We start from the raw sequence: 11665 nt of genomic DNA on the forward strand, positions 1-11665 counted from the left end.
ATCATCGCCGTAGGTAAATACGGGAAAGGCGACTCAATGAATCTGCACGTTTTGTCTGATCTGCACGTCGAGTTCGGCGACTTTAGTGTTCCCGACGTTGGCGCTGACGTTGTTGTTTTGGCTGGCGACACTCACGTCGGGATCCGGGGGCTGCGGTGGGTGCTCGACCAGGGAATCAAGATCCCGGTGATCTATGTTCTCGGTAACCACGAGTTTTATCGCGACAAGTTTCCGGGACTGATCGACGAAATGAAGAAAGAGGTGGAAGGCACCAACGTGTGGGTCCTTGAGAACGACATGTTTGAAATTGGAGGTTTCCGTTTTTTTGGCTGTACGCTGTGGACCGACATGGCGTTGCTCGGAGACCCTGGCGTCGCGATGGCTGTTGCCGGCGACCGAATGAACGATTATCGGCTGATCCGCAACAGCAAGACGTATGGGAGGCTCCGGCCGATCGACACCGTTGCCTGGCACAAACGGTCAGTGGAGAAACTCCGTGAATTCCTGGAATCAGGTGACCCTGAGCGCTCAGTCGTCGTGACGCACGATTGCCCGTCCATCAAGTCTATTCCTGAACGGTTCCGCGGCCACGCCCTCTCCTCGGCGTTCGCATCCAACATGGAAGGCCTCATCCAGAAACACCAACCAAAACTCTGGATCCACGGCCACACCCACGACAGCTTCGACTACAAAATCGGAAAAACCAGGATCATCTGCAATCCAAGAGGATATGTGCCAAGCGCGGACAACCCGGAATTCAAGGAAGGGATGACGATTGAAGTATGATCCGGCTCAGGGGCTAAAAGATGGGGCTGTGGGGCCGTGCATGAAATTATGCGTTGCATGGTTTAAGGGAAAGAAATCTCCAGTTCGGCCATCAGCTTCTCACCACGGGTAACAGCGCGGCTGATGGTCGATTGCCCCACTCCCATTCGCTTTCCAACGGTGGTCCCGTCCATTCCCATTCTTCTGACGGCCAGGTAGGCCGCAACGCTCCGCGCCTTCACCCGATGGGGATGCTTGCCCGGTGGGTGCTCCTGGGCCGATTCAAGAACCTGCATGACAAAATCACTGTCACCCAATATCCGCTCATCGCCCTTGAGATGCGCCTTCATCCGACGCGCGTGTTTGAGCACGCCCCAGCCGCCGGCGCTGCGCAAAAGGCCGCCGCCAGTCAGCTCCGGTCGCCTCCCCTTTTGCTGACCTCAAGCCGCCTTAATATACGCCACTGTCTGGAAAGCTGGTCTCCTCTCATCTATACAACCTATTTTTCTCTCTTTGCGATTTTCTCGATACGATTGACAATTGTTGACACTCGAGCTTGGCTTGCTGAATCAGGTGGCATTAGGCCCGGTAATGCGTCTATAAAATCGGTATGTTCCATCCATTTTGTTAGATTTTTTGCAATATGATGCATTAAATCAGGTTCAGCACTATTTACTTCCATAGCAAGTTCCAACCTGCCATCTATGACAGCGACCACGTCTTCAACGTCTTTGCTTAAAAGGAAATCACCGGCGCCGCGGTTAGCGAACGCTTCGATTTTTGTCGCTATAAAGTAGGGTGCCGGCAACACTTTGATAATCATTCCCGAGGGTAAAGCAGTCCGCTGGGCGGTTTTAAACGCCCTCTCAAACCATTGATTACCAAACCCGAGAAGATCGGGATCGGTTGGCATGACATCGAGGACAAGGCTTCTGGAAAGCCAGCGGCATATTGGCGCACCTGGACTTGAATCTTCAACAAAGCCCCGCTTCCGAAGCTTACTGCTGAAGCGATGATAACTGGACAGTGAGGCGACCTCCACAATCACGTCGACATCTCTGGTGACTCTCAGGGGAGGCGCAGCCGGATCGGTGATCAACAAACCTGTCGCACAACCGCCGAGAAAAACCACAACATCAACCAGCGGTCCTAGTTTTTCGGCCGCCATCTCAAGCATCAGCAGATTGGGGTTGTTAGGATCCGGCATTCGAATTCATCCACTTTTTTATTTCATCACATGCTATCTGGCGCTCCCGCGCCCGCCCACCGCGGATAGCATCGATCAGGCTCAGCAATTCATACAGCTTGTAGTCTTCACGTGCCGCCTTTGGAACGGATTTGTATAACGGTGAGAACGATTGGCCCCGAACCTCGCCATCCGGGTCCGGCCACACCGGGGGCAAATCATCGCCGACCTCGAAAAAGGTTGATAACACCGGTCCTGCATAGCCTGTGGGCATACCTCGGGTGATTTCTCCCAGGTCAGGAACAAATACATAAGGCAGTCCATAAAATAGGAACGATTCCATGCTTCGTGCATTCGGTGTGATGCAATCTCGCTGGGCAGATGCCAAGTGCGCCTTAATTAGCCGCTTAACACCTGCATGAACTTCGGACGGACTCATCCACAACGTAGTTGCCATACGTCCATAGGACCACTCATTCCCACCTATTACGACCAGTTTTGCCAAAATCAATACATCCTGGGGTTTTAGTATCACCACGCCTCCATTCTTCATTCGCTATTCGCGAATAAAGAATGGACTAAGATCAAAGTCATGTCAAGAGGATATGTGCCAAGCGCGGACAACCCGGAATTCAAGGAAGGGATGACGATTGAAGTATGATCCTGCTCAGGGGCTGTGGGAACGGGAGAAAATTATGCATTGCATGGTTTAAGGGAAAGAAATCTCCAATTCGGCCATCAGCTTCTCTCCACGGGTAACAGCGCGGCTGATGGTCGATTGCCCGACTCCCATTCGCTTTCCAACGGTGGTCCCATCCATTCCCATTCTTCTTCCAGCAGATAGGGATCTTCCTGGCACAATATGGATTTATACCGGTTTTGAAACAATCGACCATGCCGACGGTGGCGGTGGTTGAAACTCACCGCGTATCCGGTCAGCAACCGGCGCATGACCGTGGCAATCGAGAGATTCCCGGTTCGCAAAAGCAGATATGGATTGGGGATCAGCGCCCATGCATAACAAAGCGTCTCGCTGCCCGTCATGATACGGGACACTCGATCGACAAAATGAAGGTGCTGTGTTTCTCGTACATCCTGAGCTTTTCACGCCGGCAGTATATCGATTTTACCACCGACCGACCAACGTACCCTATTTCAAACCAATAAACCAATGGAATGTCCCCGACTACCCGAGGGGCCTGCGGATTGTCGAAGAGCAAGGGTTTAAACTTTCAGATGAGGTTATCTGTTAATCCGATAAACCAAGGATGTCCCTGAAATCCCCCAAATGAATAACGCCTGGCAAACTACCACGAATAAAGGTATACGGGTCCAGCAGTTTTAGCGCATTGGGAATTTTAACCCCGTGAACACGTACGAAGTTGTCTTGGTTGTCGTTAAAATAACAGAAGGGAAAAATAGCCCATGTCGACAGAAAATCAAATTTTTATGGAAAAATATCATGCATTGCCTTTTCTCGAAAAAAAGATTCTACAGATTCTTTCCATCGCCTATGGCAGGTTGAATCAGACCCAGTTACGTGCCTGTTTTGTCGCCCTAGACATCAAGACAAAAGACGGTAAACGCTTTGATTCTGGGACGAGAAACGCCATGTCAAAGCTGCTTCGCGGTTCGCTGGATGTCCTTCTGGAAACAGATATATTACATGGAAAAAGCCGCAGTGTCCTTGTGATCAACCGAGATTACATTGAAGTCTTGACAAGGCACCTCGTTGCAGAAAAGACATTCACAGCCCTGGCCGAGACCCTTCAACACACACTGAATCTGACTGAAGAGGGATTGGCACAGGTACCATCTCTGTCAATGGATCAAGTGACGGCTGGAATGCGGATTCTCTTTTATCGGGAAAAGGTGGACCAAGCCACTGCGCTTTATGAAAAATTCAAAAACCGGGTTGTTTTAGACAAAGAGCCACTTCCCATCGTGTGGGAACGGATCTGCTGTCGCCCCTTTGACCCGGACTGGTTTCGATTGTTGCCGCCGGATATCCATACAAGCTTTCTGGAAGAGCCTTATCTTAATAAAATAGCACGTTGGAAGCGGAACGATTCCTATACCGATTACCTGGAATCCCTTGTCATGGAGGGGTCTGAAAAATGTGAATCAAACCTTGAGGCGGCGGTATTGGAAAAATGGATGCTCACCGGTCAACAAAAGCGTCTGGATGCCTGGCTTAAAAAATATGGTGAGAAAAGCGAGCACCTTGAGAACAGTATGTGTCTACAGGGATGGATGGCATTTTGTAATGGGGCGAATGCAAAATCCATCACATTGTATGAAAAAGCACTGGATCTTCTGAAAAAAAGAACAAAAGGGAAAAAGAAAGTCTTTTTCAGCCAGTTTGTCGTGTGCCACGTTTTTTGAGACTGTCATCCCACGTTTCATGAGACCATCCAGGTAGCATTCGATATCGTCACGTTAGCATATATCATATCGACCATAATAAAGACGGATTCAAATGACCAGATGATACAGCCTACCGCGTGGATGGCGTTTCGCCAACTATGCAAAAAGCAACTACCGTAAAAAACCGACTTACAACAAGAAGTCAGTATATTTTTCCTCTACATATTAGCAAGGCAGAAGCGCAACTCACCCCATGAGCCTCTGTTAACAACGACGATCTTGGTATTGATGGATCGAATTTCAAGTTTTTTTTCAACGAGTTTACCGGTGTAGATCAGGAAGTTTTTAGCGGAAGTGTAGGCGATCAGGAGTCTGTAAGGGGTGTTGTCGAACAACAGATCCAAGCGCACCTGGCCGGTACATGGTTCTCTATCGATACATTTCTGGCAGAGTTTTTCCTGATCATTGATGGGTTTGACGGCATCCAGAGATCGGCAGACAGGGCGTCGGTTCCGGTAGAGCGTTCTGGCGGCGCCGTAATCAAGGATCCGGCAGTCAAGCGCTGGGATCAGTTTTCTTTTGTCACCCAGATCGATGCCCAGAGGTTTGACGGTGATGTAGCGTGCCATCATGCGCTGTACGATGTCACGCAGGATTTCGGCTTGCTGCGGGTTCATGGCATATCTCCTTTCATGTCAGTTCCCAGCGTTGGAGGATGTCGTCGAGGGTAAAGGGATCGATGGGGCCGTCCGGTTTGCTTTCGGCCAAGATTTTTTTGAGCATAGGGACAACCAGGCCCGGGATGCCTCTGGCGCGTTCAAACAGGATATGCATCCCCTGCTGACAGATGCGCTGCAAATTTTCGGGGCCGAAGTGATATTCGATAAAAGGAGGCAGTTCATCGAATGTCAAACCGGTCAACTCTTCCCTAACCACGATACGTCGCCACAAAGGGGCAATGGCCTGAACTTTGTCCCGCAGCAAAGGCATACCGATCAGCAGGATGCGTACCGGGCAGCTGTCGTCAAGATTGCTTTCGGCCAGCGCCTTTGCCTCCAGCAGGGTTTCATCGGCCAATTCGTGTGCTTCGTCGAACCATATCAGTAACTGGTGGGGTTGTTCGCCAAGCGCGGATATCAGGCCCTGGAGCGTTTCGCTGTGAGAACGTCGGGTGGGCAGCCTCATCCAGGTGGCCAGCACGCGGACCAGGGCGGTTGCACTCAGATGACGAGCGTGAGAAAAATACAGCACGCGATGCCTGCAGCGGTCCAGGACGGTGTTCAGCTGCCGGCACAGCCAGGTTTTGCCGACACCGGTCTCACCGGTTAACATGAGATAACGGTCGTTTTCGTTTCGAAAGGCGTTTTCAAGGTTTTCAAGCGCCCGTGCAAAGTCGTCAAAGACAAAGTAGGACGATGGGTTCATAGAGAGTCCTCCTGGGGATCGGGTTTATTTGCCTGTGCCTTTACAAGCCTTTCCAGGTATTGCAGATAGGTTTTCAGGGCACGGTTGGGTCCAAGGGCGTCGGCGGTTTTGTCGATCGCTTGGTGAAACGGCTGTGCGGGCAAGGGGCCGTTTTGTCGATAAAAGGCTTCGATGGCCGCGGCTTCGCGTTGGTCGATGGGGACGGGGCGCTGCAGCAGCCGGCTTAACTCACGAAACACTTCCGGCAAACCGAAGCCGGGCTGGGCATTGGGTCGGCAGTGACCCTGCCAGACATCCAAAAGTTTTCGAGCTGTGCGGACGGCGGTGGACCCCAAAGGTTACAATGCCAAGCCTATATATGGTGCAAAGGGCTCTAAACAAAAATAACTCGTTGAAAATATGTCAGAATTAACTGGACAGATATAAAGATATATGCGATGTTTTGGTAGATTACTATCTCAAATTTCGAGACGGAGGCTACCAATGAGCAAATACAAAATCGAAGTTATGGTTAACTTGGTTGAATGTGATGAGGAAGCGGACGATAAGCCCATTGAACTGGAAGATGGATGTTATCAATACACCATAAACGCTGATGCCGGTGAAAATATAGACGACTGCGAAATAGCAGTTTTAAATACGGCATACCCTGCAATAAGAGACGCCATAGCACGACACATGGAAAAGGTGTCTAAAAAAAAGTCCTGATTTTCAGTGGGGCTAATCAAATTGGGGTAAATGAACGCCCATATCTGGTGGATGGCGCCGTGGGGCGTTTTGCGTTTGAAACCCACTTCGCATTTGATAAAAATGGCGTTCGGTTTGACAGTAGTCAGTCTATATTTGCCCCATTAGGACCGAATCAGTTTTATTTGACCACGGGCTTTAAGGAACGGGCCATGATAATGGGTAATACGGAAGGATCCTTTCGGAAAACATCAAAATGGCTCAACTTCATACGGCACCAAATAGAAGGCGGTACGCCACATCGCACGTTGCATGATCAGACCCAGAAAGAAGGTAGGGAATTGATCGACCATTTAAAGCAAAAGGCCGATGATTTGAATCATGGCAACTTCAGCGCTGACGGATGTTGTTTCAACCCAGATATTCCCAGGGGTGGAGAACCGATATCAATTCCCATGGCTGAAGTTCAAAAGGCCCTTTCTAAAGGATCTTTCGACTATAATCCGATTGAATTGTTGAATAATCCCGTCATTTACGAAGAACCCAGTCAAACGGTCAACATAAGCATAGACGACGTAACCCCCAAAAGGCAAAAGGATACACGAGAAAGCCCACAAGTCACGGAGCATAAGCGAAAATATGTACATGATACCGTATGCCACATTGAACATGGAGGCCTAAAATACGTATTGGCCGCTGATGGCACCAAATCATGCTTGTGGTTGCTAATCGCATTTCTTTTGTCGAATTCTCTATTCGGCAAACGTCTTCAGATTTTTACCGACGGCCATAAGGCGCTAAATGATGCCATCGTCAAGCAATTTGGGTGGCACAAGAATATGCAAATTGTTCTTGATTGGTTTCATCTATGCAAGAAGTTCAAAGAAGAATTGAGCATGGGGATGAAAGGCAGAAAGCTCAGAAATGAAACGCTTCGCGCGGTTATGCCGTTATTATGGCACGGTCTTACAAACAAAGCCATCTCATATCTTGAAAACATCCCGGCATCCGAAATTAAGGATGATAATCATATTCAAAAGCTCATTGACTATTTGGGCCGGAATATATCCTCCATTCCCAACTATGATATGCGCAAACGGCTAAATCTTCGGAACTCGAGTAATGTGGGTGAAAAGATGAACGACCTCGTTGTTTCAAATCGCCAAAAGAAGAATGGAATGAGTTGGGCGAAGAAAGGATCCCTCAATCTGGCTATCATCACAACTTTGAAAATTAACGATGAATATCACAATTGGTTCAGAAATAAGGAAGTAAAATTTAGCTTAGCGGCTTGACCATTTAAGATATCGTCCGCACAGCTCGAAAGTTTTTGCAGCTGTCCGGTGCCCCGTTTTTCCTCTGTCTTTTGAAAATCGAAGGGGTGCTTTTTGGTGAAGGGTTCAAGCGGGATCTGGTGCGCATCATCGATGATCAGCAAGGCTTGGTCTGTGTTGACCGGATCGTAGCGAAAATCACATTCTTTTCCTGCAAAGCGGGTCGGCACACGGAAAAGGCCGTTGGGTAGATTCACCTGGCCGGTTTTCGGGTGGCTTTTGGCCTGGACGGCGATTTTAAATGCCTGGGCAAGTTGTTCGGCACCGACGCGCCGTGTTGAGAGGCGTCGGGCCAGGGCTTGTTCCGGGGTCATCTTGATTTCACGATGGTGGTGCCGGTTGTAGACCAAAGCGATCGTCGCCTGAAGCAGAGCCTCCAGATGATGGATATCGACCACTTCCTGGTTTGGCAGCTCTTTGACGAACCATCTTTTCAGGGATCTGTGATAAGCTTCGATTTTCCCTTGTGCCTCTGGGTTGCGGGATTTTACCCAGTTTCGATGAACCCCCAAAAAGGCAAGGCCGGTGCGGAAGACTTCGGAGTCATAAGCCGAGGCGCGGTCAAACTGCATGCGAAGGGCAATCCCCCACTTGGATGCGGCCAGGCGAAAGACCCTGACGGCGGCTTGGATATTTTCAGCCTGTGCGATGATGGCGGCCAGAATGTATCGGCTAAAATCATCGAGGATCGACAGCACATGGACCCGGATCGTTTGGCCGTCGGTCAACATTACCGAAAACGGGCCTTTGGCGTCCATCTGCCAGATCTCGTGTGGCTGATCTGTCTCGTACAGGTCCCGCAGCTTTTTGCCTGCTGCCTTTCGGCGTTGCAAAATGCCCAAAAATGCCGGGTGTGCGCGAAGATCACGGCTCAGGGTCGAGCGACTCATGGACAGCTCACCGAACTCCAATTCGAGGTAAATCATCAGCTGGGTCAAAGAGCGCCCGGGCTCTTCGTACAAAAGCCCCAGGGCGTAGTTCACCTGTTCACTGCGGTCGGTGCGGGCCAGCCCCTTGTCTTTTCTGACCTTGGGCATCAGCCCCAAAAAGCCTTTTTCGCGGTAATCTTTCATCCACCGGAACAGTGTGCTTCTGCCGATGGGCCTTTTTGGGGACGAACACGGCCATTGAACAGACTTCCGCGTACGATCGCTAAGAATGCGCCGTTTTTCCGCTTCGGTCAGTTTGTCGTCCACAAGTGGACTGATCATTTCGAACCGCCAGGCGGCGATCTCCCATGAATCGGACATGACAAGGGCTCCTCTGGAAGAATTTGGCCCCATGCTAGCATATTTTTAAAATCGATGTGTTCAGCCGCCGTGCAGCGAATGCCGGTTTTAAAGCCAAGGCCGAACGAATTGCCCCAACTGACGATGAGACAGTCGAGTTCAACGAAGTTTGGCGGATTTTCGGACGCGATCAGCGAACCGACAAATTCAAATTTTTTGCAGGCTTCAAGACGTTCCCGGCGCCCCTGGCTGCGGTAACGATGCGGGTTGATCCAAACCGGTTGACCATGCAATGAACACATTTGTGGGTAACGGATTTCCAACTCCGCCTGGATCCGAGTGGCCGGTATGGAAAAGGTCGTTTCCCCCATCGGCCTGCCCAGCCACCAAGCACCCAAACCTTCTGTCCATGCGTGAAGTGTCGTGTGCCCAGGGGTTTGATCACCGTAAAAATGATTCCAAACCACTTGGCGCAATGCCATGTCTCCTCGATTGTATAGGCTTACCGAACGCTCGATAACCGGTAGTGAGTAAAGTTTGTAGGGAAGAATATCCGCCGGGAGCAACCGGAACCGGCTTTTACATATGGGGCATCTAACCAGAACAATCTGGGCCATATCCTTGACCACCGTATCGATACCCTCTTGATCCTTTTCAAGTTTGTAGGAGGTCCGACAAACGGTGGATCTGGTCAATTCAAGTGATGGCGGTGGTTGCTGGCAGGCGCAATCGACAGAACATTTTGGACAGATCGTCTCGGCCAGATAATCGTCAAGAAGTCCTTGCGAATAAAGGCAAATGTAAGTAGCATTGGTAATTGCTATGGTGATCGGGATGGGTGCCTCCATCTTGGTTGCCGAAGGGGGCAGGCCAATGCCCCCTTCATCCTTATCGACGAATTCTGTAGCCCGCCTCCTAATCGGTTTGTAACTCCCTGTATAATACCCTTTTTCTACGGGTGAACAAATGAACTGGTGCTTCAGTGAAAAATGCTGAGCACCGGATTTTGTTTTTGATAACTCTCTGAATGAAAATTGAAGGGGGCGGACATGCGATTGCCAAGGTATGTGATGGGAGGTTCGGAGTGAGTGAGGTGAGGAGGACTGAGCCGTGATTATTTGTTCTATATTTTTTTCTACAATTGAAAATGAGTCAGTGGGTTAGTGGGCTTTGAGTCTCTGAGTCCGTGGGCCTCTGAGTCAGTGAGCTCTGAGTCTCTGAGTCCGTGAGATGCGAGTCTCTGAGTTCGTGAGCTACGACAGCCAGTTCATGGGTTTTTTTTCAATACTGTTCGGCACAGTCATTGATAAGAGTATTGAGCAATAACTTTGGCGATATTCACATCAAATATTTCTAACAAATTATTTTTTACTGCTAATAACCAGTGAAGACCAATTTTATAAAACTGTTTTAATTTTTCTCCAAGAAGAGTTACTAACCCGCAAACATATGGTCTTTTTGCATTTGAATTGGAGCATGAAGATGAAGTTAGCAAGGTTTCGTTCTTATTATTTTCTTCAGATTCATGCTCATCTTTTTCATTTTCTCTGCTTATTATTTCCGTATCTTGTTTGAATGATAATAACAATAGATAAGCAATCATATACAAGTAGAATTGTATCTGTACGCCATGAGGAGATTGGCTCATTAAGTGAATTCCCTTGAAGGTTCTTTTTATGAAGCGAAAAAAAAGTTCCACTTGCCACCTGTAAGCGTAAAGCATTATAATTTCGTAAGTTGTCAAATCATTTCTGTTTGTGATCAAAATGTAGTTTTCGCCCATAGCCGTAAAGCTAACAATACGATAACTTGCTTTGTTTTCATCGCTATTGAATATTATATTTGAATCTGTGATGTCACTGAAAAATTTCAAGAATGTATCCGGTACGGTGGCAGTGAGACACTCTTTTACAGTGTACGTCATATTCGACTTTCCGCGAATAATAAAAAATGCATTGCTGTCGGATATCTGCTTGAACAGATTGAAAGCGATATAGCCTCGATCACAGACATATGTAATGCCTTCGCGAAGAATTTGCTTAACAAATTCTTTTTCGGAAAAGTTACCTTCCGTACTGATAAATTCGGTTGGAATCATTCGGTTGAGTTCAAAAGATAAATGCATTTTGATCGCATTAGCGGTTTTCTTGTAACAAGCCCATGCCATATTGGAAATGGCCGGAAAAAGCGAACCATCTACAATTAGCATTTTTCCAAGATGACTGATTTCCGGAATTTTATGCAAATCCAATTCTTTTACCAACTGATGGAATATATCTTTAAATATTTCTGGGGGATAACGATTAAACGCTTCATTATACATAGACTTCGATGCGACGACCAATCCTAATGCCTTAGCAGTTGGTGATGTTTTGATCTCAGTGACGATTTGTCCAACGCTTTTAATTCTGGTTATTATTCCAAAAAGCAAATTTGTGGTGAACGATGATAATGAAAGCTTGTAAGTGTCCAAATCATTATGGAGACTATTTTGAGTAACCTCAATCAATGGTAGCACCGGTGATAGAATTGTTTGAAAAACATTTTTGTCGATGTGTTCGCTCATGGAGACCTCCTGGTTAATTAATTGTACCCACCATGATTAAAACACAAAGCGATCTTTTTGTCCAGCGCTATTTTTTATTTTAATAACAAGATGTTACGGCAATATG

At 48.2% G+C, this 11665-nt stretch carries 14 protein-coding genes; 4 read left to right on the forward strand and 10 right to left on the reverse strand.

The genetic code is table 11. From position 1 onward, the window contains the following. The first annotated feature begins 36 nt into the window (after positions 1–36). Positions 37–786, forward strand: coding sequence for a metallophosphoesterase (locus tag GN112_RS10675; protein ID WP_155310202.1), 750 nt, complete (start codon positions 37–39; stop codon positions 784–786). Positions 787–848: 62 nt separating this feature from the next. Here the strand turns inward: GN112_RS10675 and GN112_RS10680 are convergent, their stop codons facing one another. From GN112_RS10680 to GN112_RS10695, 4 genes are all read right to left on the reverse strand, one after another. Continuing rightward, positions 849–1160, reverse strand: a complete 312-nt coding sequence (locus GN112_RS10680; protein ID WP_155310203.1) for a helix-turn-helix domain-containing protein — start codon at positions 1158–1160, stop codon at positions 849–851. Between the two features lie 104 nt (positions 1161–1264). Next, on the reverse strand, positions 1265–1972 hold the full coding sequence (locus tag GN112_RS10685) for a hypothetical protein (protein ID WP_155310204.1): 708 nt from the start codon (positions 1970–1972) through the stop codon (positions 1265–1267). Beyond that, positions 1959–2486, reverse strand: a complete 528-nt coding sequence (locus tag GN112_RS10690; RefSeq protein WP_155310205.1) for a hypothetical protein — start codon at positions 2484–2486, stop codon at positions 1959–1961. The genes GN112_RS10685 and GN112_RS10690 overlap by 14 nt, the downstream gene beginning before the upstream one ends. Positions 2487–2689: 203 nt before the next feature. After that, entirely contained in the window at positions 2690–2995 is a 306-nt protein-coding gene (locus GN112_RS10695; protein WP_197743306.1) for a hypothetical protein, read from the reverse strand. 381 nt (positions 2996–3376) lie between these two features. On the opposite strand from GN112_RS10695, the gene GN112_RS10700 reads away from it, so the two are divergent. After that, positions 3377–4336: a hypothetical protein gene (locus GN112_RS10700; protein WP_155310206.1), complete on the forward strand. Its 960-nt coding sequence runs from the start codon at positions 3377–3379 to the stop codon at positions 4334–4336. A 200-nt stretch (positions 4337–4536) separates the two neighbouring features. Here the strand turns inward: GN112_RS10700 and GN112_RS10705 are convergent, their stop codons facing one another. From GN112_RS10705 to GN112_RS10715, 3 genes are read right to left on the reverse strand one after another with little or no spacing between them, the layout of a single operon-like run. Next, positions 4537–4995 (reverse strand): hypothetical protein, encoded by a 459-nt coding sequence (locus GN112_RS10705; RefSeq protein ID WP_155310207.1) that lies wholly within the window; start codon positions 4993–4995, stop codon positions 4537–4539. Positions 4996–5008: 13 nt separating this feature from the next. After that, positions 5009–5743, reverse strand: coding sequence for an ATP-binding protein (locus GN112_RS10710; RefSeq protein WP_155310208.1), 735 nt, complete (start codon positions 5741–5743; stop codon positions 5009–5011). After that, positions 5740–6042 (reverse strand): hypothetical protein, encoded by a 303-nt coding sequence (locus GN112_RS10715; protein WP_155310209.1) that lies wholly within the window; start codon positions 6040–6042, stop codon positions 5740–5742. Before GN112_RS10715 ends, GN112_RS10710 begins: the two co-directional genes overlap by 4 nt. A 184-nt stretch (positions 6043–6226) precedes the next feature. Here GN112_RS10715 and GN112_RS10720 point away from each other — a divergent pair, with 184 nt between their 5' ends. Both GN112_RS10720 and GN112_RS34305 read left to right on the forward strand, forming a co-directional pair. Further along, positions 6227–6451: a hypothetical protein gene (locus GN112_RS10720; protein WP_155309687.1), complete on the forward strand. Its 225-nt coding sequence runs from the start codon at positions 6227–6229 to the stop codon at positions 6449–6451. 59 nt (positions 6452–6510) lie between these two features. Then, positions 6511–7725, forward strand: a complete 1215-nt coding sequence (locus GN112_RS34305) for a hypothetical protein (protein ID WP_231716959.1) — start codon at positions 6511–6513, stop codon at positions 7723–7725. Here the strand turns inward: GN112_RS34305 and GN112_RS10730 are convergent. The 3 genes from GN112_RS10730 to GN112_RS10740 form a co-directional block, all read right to left on the reverse strand. Beyond that, positions 7677–9014, reverse strand: coding sequence for a DDE-type integrase/transposase/recombinase (locus GN112_RS10730; RefSeq protein WP_162458870.1), 1338 nt, complete (start codon positions 9012–9014; stop codon positions 7677–7679). The genes GN112_RS34305 and GN112_RS10730 overlap by 49 nt on opposite strands. Further along, the gene (locus tag GN112_RS10735) at positions 8972–9841 is read right to left on the reverse strand and encodes a hypothetical protein (RefSeq protein ID WP_155310211.1); all 870 of its coding nucleotides are present in this window, start codon (positions 9839–9841) and stop codon (positions 8972–8974) included. Before GN112_RS10735 ends, GN112_RS10730 begins: the two co-directional genes overlap by 43 nt. Positions 9842–10293: 452 nt before the next feature. Beyond that, a complete protein-coding gene (locus tag GN112_RS10740; RefSeq protein WP_155309288.1) occupies positions 10294–11559 on the reverse strand; it encodes an IS4 family transposase in 1266 nt (421 codons plus the stop codon). Positions 11560–11665 lie beyond the last annotated feature (106 nt).

The sequence above is a fragment of the Desulfosarcina ovata subsp. ovata genome (assembly GCF_009689005.1).
GTDB lineage: Bacteria > Desulfobacterota > Desulfobacteria > Desulfobacterales > Desulfosarcinaceae > Desulfosarcina > Desulfosarcina ovata.